This window comes from Fictibacillus sp. B-59209 (assembly GCF_036216745.1).
GTDB lineage: Bacteria > Bacillota > Bacilli > Bacillales > Fictibacillaceae > Fictibacillus_C > Fictibacillus_C marinisediminis.
Window position 1 is genome coordinate 45,089 of record NZ_JARMMC010000002.1, and the last position, 21,737, is coordinate 66,825.

Genomic DNA, 21,737 nt, shown 5'->3' on the forward strand with positions numbered 1-21,737 from the left:
TCGTTTTTTTAGTTTGCCTTTTGATGTTTACTTTTCTTCTTATTTTTAAAATACGCCACTATGAAGACAATGATAGGGAAAATGTATTGAAAAGGAAGATGCAATAAGAGCGGAACGATCCCGATTCCTTCTTTAATATGCTCAGAATAGTTGCTTGCCATTGTCATGGACATGAACAGTACGACAAGCCCGAGCGGATAACTCAGCCTGGAAGCCGGTTTTACGTTGAAGAGGTTCGCCGTCCCTATTACAGCCACGTACAAAAAGAGACTTATCTTAAAAAAACCTCCCACGACTAAAGCAATCATGAAATAGACGTCCAGGCGCTCCAAAAAATCGGCGACCTGGATGGTTTGGATGGTGCTCAGCAAAGGGAATTGAGACAGTGCTGTAAGATTCACACCAAGGATGCTGATATTGAACATCATGACCAGAGCCAGCGACAGCCCACTGACCACAGTGGCAAGCACACTGGCGTTCCTCAGCTTTTTGGCATCCTCCACATAAGGAAAAATCATCGTAAACACAAGGAGTTCTCCAAAGGGAAAATACATGGACTCTTTTAGGGTGGTTTTAATAATCGGCTTCCAGCCGTTTTCTAGCACAGGCTGCAGGTTGTGGATATCAATTACTCCAGAGAATAATACGAGGATCACACCAGATCCTGCCAACAAATAAATGAAGACCAAAAAGAGTTCTCCTGTTCTCGCCAATACTTCAATTCCTTTTGAGACGGTATAGATAATGACCAGGATCATTAAGGTGTTGGCGATTAAAAGGGGTGTTTCAATGTAAGCAAATGTCAGCAGCATGGTGCCAAAATCCCGCAGGACCCTTCCCGCGATATAAAGGTTATACAGCATGTACAAATAGGCAATCGGACGCCCGATTCCTTTGCCTACAACCTTTTGAAGGTATTCTGTCGGCAGCATGTCCGGGTAAAAACAATACAGCCGGTAACAGATGAAAAAAAGTCCTAATCCCCCAAGCATCCCAAGCAGGATAACGATCCACGCATCCTGCTTGGCTTCGATCCCCACCGCTACAAGCAGGGCACTGCCCAGCTCAAATAATAGAACAAGGGCAAACAGCTGATATGGTGTTATTCTTGCTTTTTCCATTGCTTTGCCCCCTTCTTTTTATTTCTCATCTGTGAGATAAGAATTGTTCCTCAGAGCGGTTTGGCGAACGAAGGCATGGACCTTCACCTTAATGTTTGCTTTCGAAAAATAATCCTCCTCCCATTTTCCCGAAATCCTTTTCCATGTGTCAGGCTGCGAACGATGGACCGTATCCCCGAAGCCGAATATATCGGTTTTTTTATGTTGTGCCTCTTTTATGGCGCTTCTAATCTCTGCTGCGATCTCCTTTTCAAAACCTTTCTCCAATTGTGCGATCACATGCGGGTCTTTAAGATTGACAGGAACATCCGTTCCCCCAATATTTCCTTCGGTTTGTACACTGACAGTAAGCTGGGTACTTCCTTTCTTAACGGAAGAAGAAATCTTCGTGTTCTGCCGGAGTACTTCAAAAGCAATCGCTTCCTTCCTCCCCTTTTTGTTTATATTGACTTCTGTTTTTTGAGTCTTGTTCATCACCCAGACGGCTCCTTTGGCTTTCCTCCCATAGAGCCAGCCCTCAAGCTTTCCGCCTTTAAATAAAGCCAGGCCATCAATTTGGGGAGCTGCCTGGGGTGTTGACTGCGTGATGTTCTCAACGCGTTCTCCGATCGCACTAGAACCCTTTAAATAAAACCCGCTGATGATGGGCTGTTTTCCGTCATCCAATAAATCTTTTACCACATCCAATAAGGTTACATTGATCGCCTGCCCCCATACTCTTTCGGAGAACCTCAACAGTTTGATCACTTTGTTCGCTGGAACTTTATCGATGGCTGTCAGTGTTTTTACAATATCACTTGCCTTTGTTTTATGAGCGATCACGATGGTTGCTGTTTTCCGGAACGTTGCATCCCGGTCAAAGGCATCCAGGATGGGATTCAACCCTTTTTTCTTCGCCAATTTGTCACTGACGACAAGCAGATTCGCATGGGCATAATAGAGGTTTCGCGAAACTTTGGTAGACATGCGGCGGCTTAACTCATCCATATTCTCCCCTGTTGTCGAATAGACGGAGACCGCATTTCCGCTGCCCCCACCTCCCCCTTGGAACCCTCCTGTCACATTGCCTGGATTAACAAATTGAAAGGTGCCTAAATATCTTCCTTTTTTATCAAGATCAATGCCCACCGCAGAGACGAGGGCCAGATCGTTCAGCTCTTTTTTGCTCCAGCAGCCTGAAAGCAATGAAAGCAGCAGTCCCACTGTGATAAAAACGATCACGCTACGTCTCATTTTGATCACCTTCATTTTCTGTAACCAGAATCCGTCTCTGTTCCGGCTCCGGTTTGCTCATATTGTCTCCATCACGCTGCTGGTTGGGTCCGCTGATGTAGGCCGGCCGTTTCGTTCCGGTCCACATGGGAGCCCGAATAAACGTGTCTCCCACTTCAGCAGGGATAAGCGGGGCAAGAGGTGACATGTAAGGAACGCCGAAAGATCTCAGGCTGCATAAATGAACGACCAGAATGATAAAGACTAAGATCATGCCATAAAAACCAAAGGTAGCAGCACTGATCATAAAAATAAAACGAAGCAGACGGGCCGATATCGCGATCGCAATGGACGGAGTGGCAAAACTGGCGATCGCGGTAATAGCTACGATAATAACCATGGCAGGCGATACGACTCCCGCCTGAACCGCTGCCTGTCCGATAACAAGGGCACCGACGATGGAGATGGCAGACCCGATCGCTTTAGGCATTCGGATTCCCGCTTCCCTCAGAATCTCAAACGTAACTTCCATGATGAGTGCTTCCACAAAACTCGGGAAAGGAACGGCTTCCCGCTGTGCGGCGATGGCAAACAAAAGTTGAGTCGGAATCATCTCCTGATGGAAGGTCGTTGCGGCAATATAGGTCGCTGGTCCGATGAGCGAGATAAAAAAAACCAGAACCCGCAATAATCTTATAGCGGTGGAGATATAAAAACGTTCGGTGTAATCTTCAATCGACTGAAAAAACTGCACAAATACGGCAGGTCCGAGAAGAACGAACGGTGTTCCGTTAACGAAGACTGCAAAGCGCCCTTCCAATAGATTGCCCGCAACCGTATCCGGACGCTCGGAATAGTACAAGGTAGGAAATGCTGTAATGGATTGGTCTTCAATGAGCTGTTCGATATACCCGGACTCCAGAACTCCATCGATATCGATTTTATTAAGCCGTTTACGAAGCTCAACAATTACCTCATCCTTCGCTATTCCTTTGATATACATGATGGTGACGCTGGTTTTGGTCACTTTTCCAATTTTCATGGATTCGGTCCAGAGCAGGGGATTCTGAATCAGTCTTCGGACCATGGATATGTTCGTTTCGATATATTCTGTGAATCCTTCTCTCGAACCTCGGATCGCCCGCTGTGTACTCGGTTCTTCAATGGAACGTTTTTCTCCGCCTTCTGTAGATGCCCGTACAGCCGAAGAAAAGCCATCGACAAAAATAATCGTGTCCCCCGCCATGAGAGATTCGAACAAAACAGTCCAATCATCAACCTGCTCTATGTTACCAAGAGGCACGATTTCCTCCACCATGGCCGCCAGATTTTTTTGATCTGGATCTTGAACACCAGGTTTCAGTATCGATTCGACCAAAAGGTCCTGAATGGTCTGCTGGTCCGTTATCCCTTTCACATAAACGATTGCTGTGCGGGCGTTAAACCGGGGGGAATGATTAAAAATTCGAATGATAACTTCACTGCTGTTTCCTGTCTGTGTTTTAATGATTTCAATATTCTCTTCAAGAACTGGCGAAATGGGAGAAGATGTTTGCTTTTTTTGCTTCTCTTTCTCTTGAGAAGGTTTATTTTTTTTAAGTGGTTTCTTTTTGAAAAAAGAAGGCATAAGAAGCAAAACCTTTCTACGTGATTTTCTTTTAGGCTTTCCCTGGCTCCTCTTCCTTATTCTGTTCCTTTCTTAATGGATCGTGTTCATTCGGGAGATACTATGTGTGCGGAGTGTGATAGAACGATGAAAATCCTGGGTATTACCCTATCGATGTTTATACTGTTGACGTGTTTTTCTCTGACTTTGGATATCTACGAAGGATTTGATATGAAAACAGCGATCCTTAATGCCTTGTCTCCTTTCAAAGTAATGGAACTCATAGAAATCTGTGTTGTGGTGTTATTGATTGCTTTATTTTTTGTCCAATCGGTCTTCCAGCTGTTCACAAAGTTCAAAAGCCAAAGGAAATCATAGAGCAATAAAAAAAAAACGGTGCCAGGCACTCGCTTTTGACACATGTCAAAAAGCGGTGCCTGGCACCGTTTCACCGTTCTAGGTTAACTGTATATTCTTCAGAGCTTCTTTTCTGCTTAGTGGCTGGAGTTGCGTAGAGTTCACGAAATCGATGACGAAATCGGGGTTGGTCTTGGCATATTCCCTCAATGCCCAGCCGATCGCTTTGCGGATAAAGAACTCTTTGTTCTCCTTCTGCTGCTCAATGACGTATTTTAAGATGTCTTCATTCGTATCTTTTTTATAGCCTAGCTGATAAAGAATCGCAGTCCGGTTCAGCCACATGTTCGGTGAATGAATCCATTTCTCCACCAATTCCTGTTCCCGATGCTTGAACGTTTGTATGTAATGTCCCATATGGTGCTTGGCGATATGATCCACTGTATCCCACCACGACTTTTCAGTGATCGTGTTCTCTAATGCCTTAAGATCGTCTTCCTGCATGCCCTTCTTCAGCTTGTCCACAAAAAACATGCCCATGTACTGCATTTCTCGTTCTCTGTAGTTCCAGCATTTTTTCGTCACTTCCGGGATGCTCATCTCAGGCAGCCCGTACATTTTCACATGATTCTTCATAACCTCCTTCATGATCGGTGACTTCAAGCCGTAAAAGGTAAATTTATTCTTCATGTAAGACTGCATCTTTACCGCATCGGCCGGATTCTGCCTGCTTCGTATTTCTTCATGCAAGGTTTCAAGGTACGTCATCGTCATCTCCGTTAACCCCCTCAACAGTAGTTCCCTAAATTATAACAGAAAAGGTGCCAGGCACCAGCTTTTGACATATGTCAAAACGTGGTGCCTGACACCCTCCATTAACTCAACCTCTTCCTTCATCCCAAAAAAAACTTGCCAATATAGTAAGCCAGCACGGCGAAGACCGCCATGATCCCGGTATACGTAGAAATAACAAACAGGGCGCTCACATCGCCCCCGAAGCCATGCTCCCGGCCTCCAAAGTCTTCCCGTTCCGTCCGCCTCCCATATCACCGTCACCATCGAATCCAGAAGGCCGTTCTCCCTTGCTGAACGATCCCGGTGCCGGACTTCCCGATTGACCGCCATCACTCGTTCCGCTTGCCTGCTCTCCAGGACGCGGTCCGCCGAATCCCTGTCCGCCGCCGTCTCCATCCATGTCAGGCCTCTGCCCGAATGCCCCCTTGCCACCTTCAGCCATCGCCGGCTGCCCGCCGCTTGAAAAGATGCCGAACACACTCACCGACCGTGAAATAAACCCTGTTTCATAGATCTGAAAGACACCAAACAGCAGAACAACTGCCATCGCTCCATTAGCCGCCCAGCCCATCCATTGTTTCGGTTCCTTAATGGAAAAGATGCGGTTCCAGACGTTGATGACCCATTTCCAATGCATGCCGACATGAATTCCCACAATGATCAAGGTCAAGAACGATAACGATATGTGCAGCAGCCTAAACCAGCCTTTATTTCCTATATTGATATTGGGAAAGAGCACCCTTGAAACAAAAATTCCGCTTACAATAATGATGGTCATACATACTAACAGTACAAGATTTAATCCATAGCTAAACCGTGTTTTTCCTGGCAATTTCTTATCGAGTAGTTTCAAAGAAACATTCTTGATCCATCGCCAGTTCAAGGCCATGTGAGTCAGAAACGCAACCCCGATCGCCGTTCCTGCCACTTCGTGAAAGGTCATCCCGCCAAACACTCTCTTGTTAAACAGCAAAACAAACGTAATACTCATCGCCAAGTCCAAACCAAACTTTACATAATTGAGCTTTTTCATCTTTCATCACTCCTGTCCATTTCTTTATAGGAGCAACTTTAAACGGGTTTCCTTAAGATAACCTTAATTTTGAAAAATCTGGTTGCTTTCTTTCTCCTTCTTCTTTATAATCACTAAAAAACAACACATTTTCGATGAGGAAGAGAGTAATCCTGCATGCAGAGAAAAGCGAGTCAGGGACGGTGAAAGCCTGGCGGATGCTGTACGATGAACCGCACTTCTGAGGAGCCAGCCTGAACCAGTAATCCGTAGGGCGGCCGGGGAGAACCCCGTTATCAACGCCAAAGCAGGTTCTTTTTTGAACAATAAGAGTGGTACCGCGGGTCATACATCCCGTCTCTAAAATTTTTTAGAGACGGGATTTTTTTATTTTTCCATAAAAATGATTACAAGAGGTGGTCGAACACTATGTCGGAGCTCAAAAAGGAATTTGCCCAACTTATCTCACATCAGCTTAAGGATGTGCCAGGTACAGAAGATATTGAAAAGCTGATCGAAATACCGAAGCACTCGGTGCAAGGAGATATCGCCTTCCCTTGTTTCACTCTTGCAAAAACGCTAAAAAAAGCGCCCCAGCTCATCGCGTCCGAACTCGCATCCAAAATCAGCTCCCCGCTTTTTGAAAAAGTGGAAGCACAAGGTCCCTACATGAACGGCTTTTATAAAAGAGAAATGGTCAGCAAGGAGATCGTCACAGAGATTCTTGAACAAGGCAGCCATTACGGATCAGCCAAACAGGGCAGCGGAGAACACATTACGATCGACCTCTCCTCTCCGAACATCGCCAAGCCTTTTTCCATGGGGCACCTCCGCTCGGCCGTCATCGGAAACGCAATCGCCAACATTACCGAAAAATGCGGCTACAAGCCTGTCCGCATCAACCATATCGGTGACTGGGGAACACAATTCGGGAAGCTGATCGTGGCTTACAAGCGATGGGGCAGCGAGGATACGGTGAAGGAGAATCCGATCAAAGAGCTTCTCAGCCTTTATGTGAAATTTCATAAGGAAGCTGAAACACAGCCTGCCCTTGAGGATGAAGCGCGATACTGGTTTAAAAAGCTCGAGGAAAAAGATGAGGAAGCGACAGCCCTTTGGAAATGGTTCCGTGAGGAATCCCTCAAGGAATTTTCAAAAATCTACTCGCTGCTGGATATTGAGTTTGATTCATACAATGGCGAAGCATTTTATAACGATAAGATGGAAAATACGGTGACTCTATTAAAAGAAAAAGGGCTGCTTACGGAATCTGACGGTGCGGAGGTTGTCCGCCTTGATGAGTTCAACCTCCCGCCCTGCCTCATTAAGAAGTCGGACGGCGCTACCATCTATGCGACCCGGGACCTGACGGCAGCCCTCTATCGCCAGGAAACCTATCATTTTGCAAAAAACTTGTATGTCGTCGGACACGAGCAAAGCCTGCACTTCCAGCAAATCATCCTTGTTCTTAAAAAGATGGGCTATCAGTGGGCCGAGGAGATGATCCATATCCCGTTCGGCTTCATTTTAAAAGACGGTAAAAAAATGTCGACCCGAAAAGGCAAAGTCGTACTTTTAGAAGAAGTCATCCAAGAAGCGATTACGCTAGCCAGACAAAATATCGAGCTGAAGAACCCTGGCCTTTCCAACAAAGAGAAAGTGGCTGAACAGATCGGTGTTGGTTCTATTATCTTTCACGATCTGAAGAACGAAAGACTGAACAATATCGAGTTTTCACTTAAAGATATGCTGAAATTCGAAGGGGAAACAGGTCTGTATGTTCAGTATGCACACGCACGGGCCTGTTCGATCTTACAAAAGGCCGGAAATGTGAGCGAAATGAACACCGGACTGCAAGACGACTACAGCTGGGAGCTGGTAAAAACGCTCATGGCGTTTCCCAGGGTCATTCAAAAAAGTCTCAGACTCTATGAACCTTCCCAGATTGCCAAGTACTTGATCGACGTGGCTCAGGAGTTTAATGCATTTTACAGCCACATTAGAGTGCTTGAGGAGGATGAAACCCTCGCAAGCCGTGTCTCACTCGTCAATGCCGTAACCATCGTACTAAAAGAAGGTTTGTGCCTCCTCGGCATTAAAGCCCCTGATGAAATGTAACGCTTAAAGCGGCTGTCCAGAAAGTCGAAAATTGACCTTCAGGCAGCCCCTTTTTGGCTTGAAAAATCTTCAATGAAAAGTTAATTGAAGTGGAAGGTGCGAGACTCCAGCGGGACGAGCGGGACAGCTGAAACCCGCAGGCGCCAGCGCCGAGGGGTTCAGCGCACGCCCCGCGGAAAGCGAGCGTCCTGGAACGGAAATCAACCACTTCCAAGGACAACATAGGCTAAGAAAACAGCCTTTTTATAAATATTCCGAAAAAACTCTTGCATAAATGAACATAAAGTAACATAATTGAACAAAAGATTATGACAAGGATGAACAACATGCTCCCGTTAGAACGAAAACTAGAAATCTTAAAACGAACCGATAAAGAAGGAAAAGTTCAAATTGAACAGCTGGTTGAAGAACTGAACGTTTCTGGTATGACGATCCGAAGGGATCTGGCCCAGTTAGAAAAGGAAGGGAAAGTCATCCGGACCCACGGAGGGGCTGTTGCGGTGAACCCGCTCATTCCGGAGACCCCCTATCAAAACAAATCGATGACGAGGGTGAACCAAAAACACCTGATCGCCAAGTATGCGGCAAGCCTGATTCCGGAGGGGGCACAGATTCTATTAGACTCCGGGACAACCACTCTGGAGATTGCCAAAGTGATCAAATCCAGAGACGACTTAACGATTGTGACCAACGATCTGAAGATTGCCGCTGAACTGATTGAAAGTCCATCGGAGATCATCTGTACGGGCGGCACCCTGCAAAGAGGAATTGGCTCGTTCGTGGGCCCTCATGCACAGGACCTGCTTAATCAGATCCGAGTCGACCTTTTATTCATGGGCACGCACGCTATCAATCTTGAAAAAGGGCTGACCGCTCCAACAATGGAAAAAGCCTTGATTAAGAGATTGATGGCTGACGCAGCCACTACAACTTGGGTCGTAGCAGACTCTCAAAAGTTCAACAAAAGCTCTTTTTCACAAGTATGTTCTCTTGAAAAGATAGAAGGCATCATCACCGATGCAGAGTTAACCCCTGAAGATACGGTGCGATATGGAGAAATAACCTCCATATATACCGTAAAAGAAAACGAGGTGAGTCATGGATGAGAATTGCAGTGATCGCCGATGATCTGACAGGCGCCAACGCGACGGGAGTACTTCTGACCAAACAAGGTATATCAACAGCAACCATCCTGCATGGCTTCTCCCCGCAAACGGCCTATAACTATGACGCGATCTGCATTGACACTGACAGCCGCTACACCCCGAAGCACGTAGCGTACAAACGAGTTTCAGATATTATCAGCAGCCTGTCGGGACAGGGCGTAGAGCTCTTTTGCAAACGCATCGACAGTACAGGCCGAGGAAATATTGGCGGTGAAATCGATGCCTGCCTGGATGCTTTGGGAGAAGATTCCGTTGCCGTCGTTATGCCGTCCTACCCTGTGTCTGGACGAACAACCGTTGGAGGCTATCTGCTTGTGAACGGCACGCCAGTCCAGGAAACCGACGTGGCTAAGGATCCGCAAGCACCGCTGAACGAGTCGCACGTTCCTTCCATTATTAGCAGACAATGCGCCAAGCCTGTGGCCACCCTGGAGATGAATGAAGTCCTGCAAGGATCGTTCCAGCTCACTTCCTGCCTTCAGGAAAAAATCAGTGATGGCAGCCGGGTCATCGTAGCAGACGCCGTGAATGAAGAACAGATAGAAGCTGTCGCCAAAGCGATGGCGGCTCTGGATGTGACGTTCGTTCCTGTCGATCCGGGACCGCTGACTGCCGCTTATGTAAAGGAAAAATACAGCGGTTCTCCCTTCACACCGAAGATTTTGCTCACGATCGGCAGCTGTACGTCGGTAACCGGAAAGCAGATTCATCATCTGGCTGAAAACCTGCCGCTGCATACCGTTTATATCGATCCTTTAAAACTGGCAAGGGATGAGAATGGAGAAAGAGACGCAGAAATTTTAAGAGGAATGAACGAAGGGCTGCGGCTGCTGGAGGAACAAGCAGTTGTGCTGGTTACGACGTTCCAGGAGGATGCCCCGCTTCTTGATCTTCAGGCAATTGCCAAAGAGCAGCTCACAACCGAAGCATCACTTGCCAGAAGGATTACAGACGGCCTTGCCATCATCAGCCAGAGAATCATCCAAAAAAGCAGAACGAGCATCAGCGGATGTTTTTCAAGCGGAGGAGATGTGACCGCTTCAATATGCGCCGCCGGCAAAACCCATGGCATTCAGCTGCTTGACGAGGTGTTTCCTCTAGCCGCCTACGGAAGGTTTATCGGCGGCTACCTCGACGGCCTGCCTGTCGTAACAAAAGGCGGCCTGGTAGGCAGTGAATCTGCGATTACAGAATCCGTTTTATTTTTACAGCGGCAGCTCACAAAAATGACAAATGAAAAGGAGATATTATCATGACACAATATACTGCTAAACCAATCATTGCCATTCCTATGGGGGATCCTGCTGGAATCGGGCCTGAAATCAGTGTTAAGGCACTCGCAAAAAAGGAAATCTATGACCTTTGCCGCCCTGTTCTGATCGGGACAGCCTCCGTTGTTGAACAGGCGATGACCTTTGCTGGTGTTTCTCTTGGGCTGAATCCCATCAATGACCCCGCAGAAGGAAAATATGAATTCGGAACAATCGATATTGTTAATCTTGAGAATATAGATATCAGCCAGCTGAAGATCGGAAAGGTTCAGGCGATGTGCGGCCAAGCCGCTTTTGACTATATTGAAAAAAGCATTGCCTTTGCCAACAATGGGCAGGTTGACGCCATTGCCACCACACCGATTAATAAAGAATCCTTGAAAACCGCAGAAGTGCCGTATATCGGACATACCGAAATGCTTGCCGGCCTAACGGGTGTAGACGATCCGCTAACCATGTTTGAAGTGCGTTCATTGCGGATTTTCTTCCTGACACGACACTTATCACTGAAGGATGCGATCGGCCAGATTACTGCTGACCGTGTGCATGATTATTTAGTCCGCTGTGACGAAGCACTAAAGCGTCTTGGAATTGAAAGTAGAAAAATGGCGGTAGCCGGCCTGAATCCTCACAGCGGTGAGCATGGACTGTTCGGCTCGGAAGAACTGGATGAGATCGGCCCGGGGATTGAGCGTGCGAAGCAGCAAGGCATCAATGCATTTGGCCCTGTCCCTGCAGATTCTGTTTTCCATCAGGCACTTCACGGAAAATATGATGCAGTGCTCTCCCTTTATCATGATCAGGGGCATATCGCCGCTAAGATGACCGATTTTGAACGTACGATCTCCATCACCAATGGCTTGCCGTTCCTTCGTACATCAGTCGACCACGGCACAGCGTTTGACATTGCAGGCCAAGGGATCGCGGGCTCTGTCAGCATGGAGGAAGCAATCAAGCTGGCTGCTCAATATTCTGTTCATTTCCGTACACTGAAGGTCTGATTTTAGAAAAACGAGAGAGGAATCACCGCCTCTCTCTTCTTCCAAAAACTAATGTAAACGGTTTCTTTTTCAACAATTTAAAAACAGGAGGGGTTACGATGGCTTCAGCAAAATGGGGTAAGATCATCCCGGTCGCATTTATCATGTACATGCTCGCATATATGGACAGAATCAATATTGGTGTCCTGATGCCTTATATTCAAAAAGATTTGGACATTTCCTCGTCAGCCGCCGGGGATATTGCCGGAATTTTCTTTGTCGGTTATTTGATCCTGCAGATTCCCGGAGGCATTTTGGCCACGAAATGGTCAGCGAAAAAGTTTATCTTCATTCTCATGATCCTGTGGGGCCTTGCCGCGATGGCAACAGGCTTTGTTCAGACAGAAGGCCAGCTGAAATTCGTCCGTTTTCTTTTAGGAGTTGCGGAAGGCGGGGTCTGGCCGGCTGTGCTTGTCCTGCTCGCCAACTGGTTTACCCTTAAAGAACGAGCAAGAGCCAATGCGTTCTGGATGGCTTGCCTGCCTGTATCCGCCATGCTGATGGCTCCCCTGTCAGGCCTTTTGCTTAAACATTTCGACTGGAAGACGGTTCTGATCTTGGAAGGTGTACCACCGCTGATCTGGGCGTTCGTCTGGTATGCCATGGTCAAAGATAAGCCTTCTGAGGCCAAATGGATGAGTGACAAGGAACGGAACGAGCTGACGGCTGAACTTCAAAATGAACAAAAGGGCGCCGTAAAATCATCCGGATACGGTGCAGCATTTAAGAACATGACCGTATGGGGACTCGTCGTTATGTATTTCTTCTGGATGACCGGCTTCTACGGATACACCCTGTGGGTACCGAGCGTGGTCAGCACATTTACGAAAGACTCTGCAGTCATGGGCTGGCTGACGGCGATTCCGTTTACCTTCGCACTGGTAGGAATGGTCCTTAACTCTTATTGGTCCGACCGGCGCATGAACCGGGTGCAGCACGTGGTCATTCCTTTGCTGATTGGTGCTGCTGCGATGGTAGCCGGACAATTTGTGGAATCACCCGCCCTTCAGATGATCTTGTTATCCATTACAGCGATTGGTGTCTATGCGCCGTACGGACCACTTTGGGCGATTCCTACAGCGATCATTCCTGCAGGCATTGTCGGTGCGGCTCTCGGCCTGCAAAACGCCATTGGCAACCTCGGCGGCTATAACGGCCCAAAATTTGTCGGGCTGTTTAAAGACTTAACAGGCAGCTTCCATGCCGGATTCTATTTCCTGGCTGCTTCACTCGTACTTGCTGCCATCATCACACTTATTCTGGGACGGTCCATCCAGGCCAGCCAGAAGGCTTCATCAGACAAGCCAAAAATCAATAAAATCTCGTAGCATTTCAAGGCTGGTTTCTTACATGCGGTTCTCCGCGTTAAGAAACCAGCCTCTTTTTTGTCGGGTATTTTCTAGAAGATTGTTGCTTTAGGAACGTTTCTGTAAATAACCTTCATTGATTAGTTGATTGGAGTGCAAGGTGCGAGACTCCAGCGGGACGAGCGTGACAGGTGAAACCCGCAGGCGCTTGCGCCGAGGGGTTCAGCGCACGCCCCGCGGAAAGCGAGCAGCCTGAAGCGGAAATCAACCACTCCCAAGAACAACAATGAATGGTTAGCCATTATGTAAAAAGGCTTTCAAAAAAAGAAAAATTGAAATTTACTAAAATCTTTTGCATTTACCCTTGAAAAAAATTATTTAAGCATGTTATTATCGAATAATGAATTCGACACAAGATTCGACATAAATCGACATGAAGTAAATATTCACAATATTCTTATTCGGAGGTTTTTTTCGTGTCTACTAAAGCTCAGTCTTCACATACATTGGTTATCGGCCTCATGTTATTTGCTCTTTTTTTTGGAGCAGGCAACTTAATCTTTCCAGCAATGCTCGGACAAACTGCAGGAACCAACGTCTGGATTGCGACAGCCGGTTTCTTGATTACTGGAGTCGGTGTACCGCTGCTCGGTGTTTTTGCTTTCGGAATTTCCGGCAGCGACGACCTCCGGGCGATGGGAAATCGTGTACACCCTTGGTTCAGTGCTCTTTATAGTTTTGTTCTTTATTTAGCAATCGGTCCTCTTTTTGCTTTGCCAAGAGCAGGAAGTGTTTCTTTTGAGATTGGTGTTAAGCCCTTTTTGCCAGAGAACAGCGGTCATTTGCCGCTTCTCATCTTCACGGTCGTCTTTTTCAGTATCACATGTGCCCTTTCACTTAATCCTTCAAAGATCGTTGATATCGTAGGTAAGATTTTAACGCCGCTTAAGCTTTCGTTCATCGGAGTGTTAGTAGCCGCTGCCTTCATTCATCCGATCGGCCCGATTCAGGCGCCTGCGAAAGAGTTTGTTCAAAACTCCTTCTTTAAAGGATTTCAGGAAGGTTACCTGACGATGGATACATTGGCTGCCTTCGTTTTTGGTATTATCATCATCAATGCCATCAAAGAAAAAAGAGGCAGCGATAAAAAAGTCATCGCAAGAACTTGTGCAAAGGCAGCTACCATTGCAGCTGCTGTATTGGCGATCGTGTACACTTCCCTATCGTACATGGGAGCTTCCAGTGTTTCTGAACTTGGCCATTTAAGCAATGGCGGAGAAGTTTTATCAGCTGTAGCCAATTACTATTTCGGCTCTCTCGGGAATGTATTTCTCGGACTCATGATCACAGTAGCATGTCTGACAACCAGTGTTGGATTAGTTACAGCATGTTCCGCTTATTTTCACAGTGTTTTTCCGAAAATCTCATACAAAGCATTGGCTGTTATTCTTTCCTCTTTCAGTGCATTAACAGCAAATCTCGGATTGAACGAGCTGATCGCCATCTCAGTTCCTGTGCTGACAGCGATCTATCCGCTGGCCATCATGCTTATTTTCTTAAGCTTCGCCCACAACCTCTTTAAAGGGCGCTCAGAAGTGTATCAAGGAAGCTTGCTGTTTACCTTTATCGTTAGTCTATTTGATGGATTAAATGCAGCTAACCTATCGATAGATGGTGTGAATTCCTTTTTCTCAAACATCCTCCCTCTTTATGACACAGGGCTTGGATGGATTCTGCCGGCAATCGTTGGAGCTCTCCTGGGCTATGCTGTTAGTCTTGTAAGATCGAATGATACGGTTCTTCATTCTCATAAAGAAACCAGAAAAGTTTCATAATCAAATTAGATATAAAAAAGCTGAATGAGCAATCTCATTCAGCTTTTTTGTGTTCCTTTCACCGGTCGGGTGCATCTTCAACATAATCAGAGGTCGTAAAAGCCCCGGCTGGAGGTGCCTGATTCTGCTGGGATGATTGCCCGCTCCCGCCGTTTAAATAGGCATTCGTTGAAGCTACCCATGTTCCATATTCACCCGCCAGCATAGATGTCGGCTTCATGTAAAGACGTCCGTTGATCAGATAATGGCGTGTGGTAATCGAGGGGTCGTCATAAATGAACAGATTGCCTGAAAAGGTGGCATAAGGTGAATCAAAAGAGATCTGTCTTGTATTTTCGGTCCAATATCCCTGAATTGGAACCGGAACTCCCCGAAAATTGAGGGTGCCCATTATTTTATTGTTTTCTATGGAGTTGAGGACGACCGTTCCCCAGATGAGCGGCCTGCCGCCGACATCCGCACTGATTCCCCATCTCGATGGAACTGGTAAGGTTATCATTGCTGCTTGCTCCCCTTTATGTTTAAGAAATTCAGCTTTCTTGCCAGTATATGTGCGGCCTGGGGGAATGCTCACCAACTGAATCGTGTATTACTTCTGACTGGGTCAGCAGCTCTCCTGAACCCATGATGACGCTGCAGCCGCCAATTTTAACTTCCTCATACTCCTTTTCTTTGCGAATCGTAATATCAATGATGCTTGGTCTTCCCATTTCAAATCCCTGTTCACTTCGAATACGATAAACTCCTTGTTGATTCTGGGCAATGTCCGTATGCTCAACAATATAGGCACCTAATGGGCCGCTCGCTGCCCCTGTCGCAGGATCTTCAGGTATCCCCATCGCCGGTGCAAACATCCGGCTGTGTACAGTGGAATCCTTCATTTCTGTTTCCGCTGTAAACGCGAAAATGTGTTTCGTCGAAGGGTTTTGGCTAAAATACTTTTCCCAAATGTCTGTCCGGAAGTTGATTCTTTTCATCGCATCAAGGGAACGAACAGGGATAAATAAGAATGGTACTGCGGTTGATACCGTTCGGATTGGCAGCTCACCCGTTACATCTTCCGGAGAAAGAGAAAGCAATTTTGCCGCCAATGCTCTGTCTTCAAAATATTCCCCGAATAGTGGCATCGGCTGATTCATTTCAACGTTTAATACACGTCCATTCTCCATATATACCGTAACAGGAATATCTCCAACACCTTCTTCAAAAATCCACTCATTCTTACCTTCAGAAGCCTCAAGCAAGCCCATATGAGCCATCACATAGCCTGCGCCAAGGGTCGGATGTCCAGCCATCGGGAGCTCCACATCCGGTGTGAAAATGCGCAGCTTTTTATCGTTTGCAGGATTGCTTGGAGACTGAACAAATACCGTTTCCGATAGATTCAGTTCTCTCGCTATCATTTGCATCATTTCTGTCGTTAAGCCGGTGTCATCCAGAAAAACAGCCAGTTGATTCCCGCTGAAAGGCTTGTCGGTAAATACGTCTACAAGCGTATACGTTAAAGGTTTCATCTTTATCCTCCTCAAGTGTTCTTGCTCTCATCATATGATGGCAGTTAACATTAATCAAATGAATGTTTATAATATAAATCATGAAAAATATTAATGCATTGAGGTGTGAACTGTATGACATTGCTTCAGTATGAGGTTTTAAAAACGGTTGTAGAGACAGAAAGTTTTACAAGAGCAGGAGAAAAGCTGGGGCTTACCCAATCGGCGATCAGCCATGCTATCCGGGGATTAGAAACAGAACTGGAATTAACGCTGATGAACAGAGGGCGCAGCGGCATAACGTTAACGAACGAAGGAATAAGGATGATGGAATACATCCAGGAGATTCTGGATTTGTCAGAACGAATGAAACAAGAAGCAGGTCTGCTGAACGGTTTAAAAATCGGAACAATCCGCATCGGTACATTTCCAAGTGTATCGGCTAGTCTTTTGCCTTCTATCTTAAAGCAGTTTCATCAAGCCTTTCCGGGGATTCAAACAGAAATATACGAAGGAGGATACGAGGAAATCAAACAAATGATCACTTCAGGAAAGATTGATATCGGTTTTCTGACGTCTTCAACCTCAGAGAGCCTTGATTTTATCCCGCTTATGGAGGATCACCTTTATATCCTCCTCCCTGACAGCCACAAACTGAAAAGGAGGAAAAAGATCAGTATCCATGAAATCAGCGATGAACCTTTTATCATGCCCAAAGCAGGCTGTGATGAGTTGATCAAGGGGCTTTTTAAAGAGAACAAAATCCTGCCCCAGATATTTTGCGAAATTGCAGATAACCAAACGATTATGGCTATGGTGGCAAAGGAGTTGGGAGTAAGCATCGTCCCTGAACTGGTTTTGCAGGGCGATACAAGAAAAAATGTTGCTGCAGTCACTATGAAAGAAAACTGTTACCGGACGATCGGCTTAGCCGTCAACTCTCTCGAACGGTGTTCTCCGGCTGCAGAAGCTTTTATTGAACTGGCAAAAAAATCATTCATAAAAAACTGAGTTTTTACTGTGATTCATGAAGCAATTTTTTAATGACCGGGACAGGATCATGCATCATTTATTGCAGCCGTAAGCTCTCCGGCGAAGGAGAGCTTATTTTGCTGCGATCAAGTTTTGCACGGCAATATCCAGAGATTGATCCGCCTGGAGCAAGCATTCTTTTTCGTTTTGAAGGGTCTTTTCCATATTGAAAAGGTCTTCCTCACGCTCCGCAATCATCCGCTTTACTTCGTCCGGATTAGGTCCGCCCTGAATCTTGCGGCGTTTGACGAATTCACGTGGACAGACGATTCCCTTCCACTCTTCTTCCGACAAAACTGCAGGATAGATGCTGCTGATCCATTCGTTCGCTGCTTCCACCTCAATATCGTTCAATTCTTTTCCTGCTGATGTACACTGTTTCGCAACGGCGCTCGCGATCTGGTGCGCTTTTCGGAACGGGACACCTTTATCTCGAGCCAGCACATCTGAAAGTTCTGTAATCGTAATGCATGATTGGTTCGCACGCTTGCCGATCTTTTCTGCATCAACCTCCATCGTCCGGATGACGGCATGCATGAGCTGCAATACCCGTGATGCCTTCTCATAGCTTCGATACAGATGAGGCTGCAGGTCGTCTTCCGTGTCCACGATGTCTCCAAACGGTGTATTATGAATCATCTGGATGGCTGACATCGCTTCACCGGCCGCTGAACTGGCAAGGGATCTGGAATGCTCGATCGACACTGGATTCCGCTTTTGCGGCATGATGCTGCTAATCTGTACGTATGGATCGGCAACACGGATGACCCCGAATTCCCGGGTCGCCTGAAGAAGCAGGTCCTGGATCCAGCGGCCTGTGTTGATCATGAGTGTCATGACTGCAGTTGCCGTCTCCAGCAGATAGTCTCCGCCAGCAATGGCATCATAGGAGTTCTCTACAATACTACTGAACCCTAAAAGTTCTCGGACCCGGTCGCGGCTGATTGGAAAGCTTGTCGTGGAAAGGGCAGCGGCGCCCAGGGGTGAACGGTTAACTCCTTCATACGCGGACCATAGGCGATGAATGTCTCTTATGACGACATCATAGATGGCCAGCAGATAGTGGCCGAGCGTAGTCGGCTGAGCCGGCTGTGTATGGGTATAGGCGGTCATGACCGTTCCGGCGTGTTCCTTCGCCTGCTCCAGGAGGGCCTCGCCGAGCAAGAGTGTGTTTTGAATGAGTGTAAGTATATGATTCCTCAGAACAAGACGGTACATCGCTACTCCCATATCATTACGGCTCCTCGCAATATGAACCTTTCCTGCAAGGTCGGCACCTATTTCCTCTGCAAGCCGGCTTTCCATCATAAAAAATAAATCTTCATAAAGAGGATCATAATCCAGCTTGCGGAAATCGATCTGCCGTACCTTTTCCACACCTGAAAGAATCGCTCCTGCCTCATCTTTCGCCAGGATCTGCTGTTCAGCCAGCATGACCACATGCGCCCTGTGAATCGCGAACATTTCCGCAAACAAATAATCCCGCTGATCATTAAAAACGTGCCTCAGGAGATGTTCCTCATAGGTCTTGCCGGGGAACGAGCTGCCATCTTCGTGGATGAATTCATCCCTAGTTTTCACTTTTTTTCCTCCTTGTTTTTAGAGAGAGCGTTCAATCAAGTAGATACACCATCTTATGAAGCAGCGGATTGATGGGTTATGAAGACAAAAATGCACCTCCTGCTTGTGAACAAGCAGGAGATGCTGAATTACTATCTATACTATGGCCTCTTCGGAGCCAATTCCACTGCTTGACGAAGCGCTTCGGTCATGCTTTTTTCATCTGCTATACCTTTACCTGCAATGTCGAACGCGGTTCCGTGGTCCACGCTCGTCCGAATAATAGGCAATCCGACTGTGATATTTACGCCTGCATCCAGTCCCAATACTTTGACCGGTCCATGGCCCTGATCGTGATACATGGCGACGACAATATCAAAATCACCGCGGACCGTGCGGAAAAATAGTGTATCAGCAGGAAGGGGGCCAACGACATTAACGCCTTCTCTTTGTGCCTTTTGCACTCCCGGTATTACTTTCTCATCTTCCTCACCGTATCCGAACAGACCGTTTTCCCCAGCATGCGGATTAATTCCGCAGACTGCGATCTTTGGCGACTCAATTCCTGATTTCTTCAACGTCTCGTCCGCAAGCTTAATAACACGATAGACCCGCTCAGGATTAATCATTTTTACGGCATCGATGATACCGACATGAGTGGTAACATGAATGACTTTTAAGTTAGGAGCCGAAAGCATCATGGAAAATTCATCTGTTCCCGTCAGCTCGGCCAATATTTCAGTATGGCCCGGATACTTATGGCCACCTTTATGCAATGCTTCTTTGTTTAAAGGCGCAGTACAAATCGCATCAATCTTTCCTTTATTCGCAAGGTCAATCGCCTTGCTTAAATATTCAAAACCGGCATGACCAGCAATAGGCGAAACCTGCCCAACCGGAAGATCTTCAGGCACCAGGTTCAAATCCAGACAATACACCGTACCATGTGTAAAATTCAAGTTTTCAAGTTCGTCTTCCGTAATCGTTTGAACTGTAAGGTGGCTATTCACATAGCTCTTTGCCCGCTCAAGAATTCGGGTGTCGCCAATGACAAACGGACGAGATAATTCATAGATTTCTGTGCTTGCAAGGCTTTTCAGAATGATCTCCGGACCCACACCTGCAGCATCTCCCATTGTAATTCCGACCATACTTTTATTTTGATTCATGCTCTAACACCTCTCCTGTCATATGTTTCAACGCATGGGCTAAAGAATTTTCATTGCCGAATCCGCCGGCCTTTGTAACCGTCCAGTACCGGCGTTTTTCATCACTTGCTATTCCTAACGGAAGCCCTGGCTCCACCTCAGACCGCAGTTCCATTTGGGACAACCCAACTTCCGAACAGACCGCCTTGGCCGTATCTCCGCCTGTAAGCACCAATCCTTCAATTGAAGACACCCCATTAAGCAAAGAACGCGCGATGATGCCAAGCTCCCTTGAAATAATTTCCCCGATCTGATTTTTATGCAAACCCAAGTCCCTGCCAAGCTCCTGAGCTGCTGAACGGTTTTCATCTGAGCCATCTACATAAAGGACAAGATGGCGTTTTTCTGGAACCTGTTTTATTTTTTCGATCAGGCTCTGCAGATCATACGTCTTCCTGATAAGTTCTGACGGATCCATTTCCAACATCAGGGAGTCAGGCATTATACCAACCTTTCCTAGCTGTCCTTTTGTCGTTTGTGATAAGCTCGCCGAGACAGTAAGGGTCTGGCTCACATTGAGCTTTTCTCCTAAACCCTGTGGTTGAGCTGCTAGACCAAGAACAGCTGGAAGGTACTCGATCAGGCCAGCTGATCCTGCCCACACGGTTTTTTTATTTAATGCAGAAAAAACATAAGCCGCTTTCTCCAAATGCTTATCCGTTTCAGCATCACAGACAAACCAGGATATCCCCTCATCCAAAGACTCTAAAATTTTGGCCAAAACCTCTTCTTTCGAACGTGATAACAGAACACTGTTCACGACGAAGATTTTTTGATGAGCATACTTCTCGAGCAAAGCTGGGATATGGCTCTCCGTGACCGGTGTTTTCGGATCTTTGCCAAACTCGGTCGTTTCCACAGGCCGGCCGTCAACATATTGGGTGCCATTGATCGTCTGTCTGTTTAACTTTGGATACGCGGGAGAAATAACAAGCATTTCCGGCTTGAACACCTCATATACCGCTGCCAGTTCTGAACCGATATTGCCGCGAAGAGTAGAATCTATTTTTTTATAAACATGTACTTCATCCCGTTCCTTCAGGTGGGAAGCCGCTTGTAAGATACGTTTGCAGGCTTCTTTTTCACTAAGAGCTCTGCTGTCAGTATCATATATTGCCACATCTGCTGCAGTATCCGGTGATTGGGAAAGATCCAGCCAAACGATTGAACGGAAGCCCTGTTTGGATAATTGGACACCCGAATCGTTGGCGCCTGTCAGGTCATCGGCAAGAATAAATAATTGCATTGATGAAAACTCCTTTATGAATGAATGACGTCCAGTACATTTTTTAAAATTCTAAAAATTACTACCCCTAGTATAGCGTATTTTTCAAGCTAACTTAGCCGAGGCAAAATGAAAAGATCAGACAAAGGAAAAACTGGATTTTCCCATTCATCTCATTGTTAAAGAAATAGACGAAAGAGGAGTAGGGGGTTTGAAGGGGCAGGTAGTTTACATAATTAGAGTTTGGACAGTATTTGTGCGACTTTGGACAGTAAATGGCTTGGTTTGGACAGTATTTACCCTTTTTTGGACAGTAAAAGTGGATATCTGGACAGTAAATGAATTTGACAGGCATGTTCCCCCGTCAAATTCCCGCTCC

Annotated in this window: 17 protein-coding genes; 7 read left to right on the forward strand and 10 right to left on the reverse strand. The window is 46.5% G+C overall.

The window, feature by feature from the left end:
• Positions 1 to 8 precede the first annotated feature (8 nt).
• The 5 genes from P4361_RS00650 to P4361_RS00670 all read right to left on the reverse strand — a co-directional run bounded on the left by P4361_RS00650 (position 9) and on the right by P4361_RS00670 (position 6,124).
• A complete protein-coding gene (locus tag P4361_RS00650) occupies positions 9 to 1,121 on the reverse strand; it encodes a GerAB/ArcD/ProY family transporter (protein WP_328087816.1) in 1,113 nt (370 codons plus the stop codon).
• An 18-nt stretch (positions 1,122 to 1,139) separates the two neighbouring features.
• Positions 1,140 to 2,354, reverse strand: coding sequence for a Ger(x)C family spore germination protein (locus tag P4361_RS00655; RefSeq protein WP_328087818.1), 1,215 nt, complete (start codon positions 2,352 to 2,354; stop codon positions 1,140 to 1,142).
• Positions 2,344 to 3,960, reverse strand: a complete 1,617-nt coding sequence (locus P4361_RS00660; RefSeq protein ID WP_328087820.1) for a spore germination protein — start codon at positions 3,958 to 3,960, stop codon at positions 2,344 to 2,346. The genes P4361_RS00655 and P4361_RS00660 overlap by 11 nt, the downstream gene beginning before the upstream one ends.
• A gap of 435 nt (positions 3,961 to 4,395) precedes the next feature.
• A complete protein-coding gene (locus tag P4361_RS00665; protein ID WP_091009514.1) occupies positions 4,396 to 5,070 on the reverse strand; it encodes a DNA alkylation repair protein in 675 nt (224 codons plus the stop codon).
• A 208-nt stretch (positions 5,071 to 5,278) separates the two neighbouring features.
• Entirely contained in the window at positions 5,279 to 6,124 is an 846-nt protein-coding gene (locus P4361_RS00670; protein WP_328087827.1) for a DUF4405 domain-containing protein, read from the reverse strand.
• 408 nt (positions 6,125 to 6,532) lie between these two features.
• Between P4361_RS00670 and argS the strand changes: the two genes are divergently transcribed.
• From argS to brnQ, 6 genes are all read left to right on the forward strand, one after another.
• Positions 6,533 to 8,221: an arginine--tRNA ligase gene (gene argS / locus P4361_RS00675; RefSeq protein ID WP_328087829.1), complete on the forward strand. Its 1,689-nt coding sequence runs from the start codon at positions 6,533 to 6,535 to the stop codon at positions 8,219 to 8,221.
• Between the two features lie 326 nt (positions 8,222 to 8,547).
• Positions 8,548 to 9,327, forward strand: coding sequence for a DeoR/GlpR family DNA-binding transcription regulator (locus P4361_RS00680; protein WP_091009562.1), 780 nt, complete (start codon positions 8,548 to 8,550; stop codon positions 9,325 to 9,327).
• Complete coding sequence (locus tag P4361_RS00685) at positions 9,324 to 10,643, forward strand: four-carbon acid sugar kinase family protein (RefSeq protein WP_328087831.1); 1,320 nt, start codon at positions 9,324 to 9,326, stop codon at positions 10,641 to 10,643. The genes P4361_RS00680 and P4361_RS00685 overlap by 4 nt, the downstream gene beginning before the upstream one ends.
• On the forward strand, positions 10,640 to 11,659 hold the full coding sequence (gene pdxA / locus P4361_RS00690; protein WP_328087832.1) for a 4-hydroxythreonine-4-phosphate dehydrogenase PdxA: 1,020 nt from the start codon (positions 10,640 to 10,642) through the stop codon (positions 11,657 to 11,659). The genes P4361_RS00685 and pdxA (P4361_RS00690) overlap by 4 nt, the downstream gene beginning before the upstream one ends.
• A 98-nt stretch (positions 11,660 to 11,757) precedes the next feature.
• Complete coding sequence (locus P4361_RS00695; protein WP_328087833.1) at positions 11,758 to 13,026, forward strand: MFS transporter; 1,269 nt, start codon at positions 11,758 to 11,760, stop codon at positions 13,024 to 13,026.
• Between the two features lie 455 nt (positions 13,027 to 13,481).
• Positions 13,482 to 14,840: a branched-chain amino acid transport system II carrier protein gene (gene brnQ, locus P4361_RS00700; RefSeq protein WP_328087834.1), complete on the forward strand. Its 1,359-nt coding sequence runs from the start codon at positions 13,482 to 13,484 to the stop codon at positions 14,838 to 14,840.
• A gap of 58 nt (positions 14,841 to 14,898) precedes the next feature.
• Here the strand turns inward: brnQ and P4361_RS00705 are convergent, their stop codons facing one another.
• Both P4361_RS00705 and P4361_RS00710 read right to left on the reverse strand, forming a co-directional pair.
• On the reverse strand, positions 14,899 to 15,339 hold the full coding sequence (locus P4361_RS00705) for a hypothetical protein (protein WP_328087835.1): 441 nt from the start codon (positions 15,337 to 15,339) through the stop codon (positions 14,899 to 14,901).
• A gap of 31 nt (positions 15,340 to 15,370) precedes the next feature.
• Positions 15,371 to 16,354, reverse strand: coding sequence for a PhzF family phenazine biosynthesis protein (locus tag P4361_RS00710; RefSeq protein ID WP_328087837.1), 984 nt, complete (start codon positions 16,352 to 16,354; stop codon positions 15,371 to 15,373).
• A gap of 114 nt (positions 16,355 to 16,468) precedes the next feature.
• Here P4361_RS00710 and P4361_RS00715 point away from each other — a divergent pair, with 114 nt between their 5' ends.
• Positions 16,469 to 17,344 (forward strand): LysR family transcriptional regulator, encoded by an 876-nt coding sequence (locus tag P4361_RS00715; protein ID WP_328087838.1) that lies wholly within the window; start codon positions 16,469 to 16,471, stop codon positions 17,342 to 17,344.
• Between the two features lie 93 nt (positions 17,345 to 17,437).
• Here P4361_RS00715 and argH read toward each other — a convergent pair whose 3' ends face one another.
• The 3 genes from argH to P4361_RS00730 all read right to left on the reverse strand — a co-directional run bounded on the left by argH (position 17,438) and on the right by P4361_RS00730 (position 21,379).
• Complete coding sequence (gene argH, locus P4361_RS00720) at positions 17,438 to 18,946, reverse strand: argininosuccinate lyase (RefSeq protein WP_328087839.1); 1,509 nt, start codon at positions 18,944 to 18,946, stop codon at positions 17,438 to 17,440.
• Between the two features lie 140 nt (positions 18,947 to 19,086).
• Positions 19,087 to 20,094 carry a 4-hydroxythreonine-4-phosphate dehydrogenase PdxA gene (pdxA, locus tag P4361_RS00725; RefSeq protein ID WP_328087840.1) on the reverse strand — a complete coding sequence of 336 codons (1,008 nt, stop codon included), beginning with the start codon at positions 20,092 to 20,094 and terminating at the stop codon, positions 19,087 to 19,089.
• The gene (locus P4361_RS00730) at positions 20,081 to 21,379 is read right to left on the reverse strand and encodes a four-carbon acid sugar kinase family protein (protein WP_328087841.1); all 1,299 of its coding nucleotides are present in this window, start codon (positions 21,377 to 21,379) and stop codon (positions 20,081 to 20,083) included. Before P4361_RS00730 ends, pdxA (P4361_RS00725) begins: the two co-directional genes overlap by 14 nt.
• Positions 21,380 to 21,737: the final 358 nt, after the last annotated feature.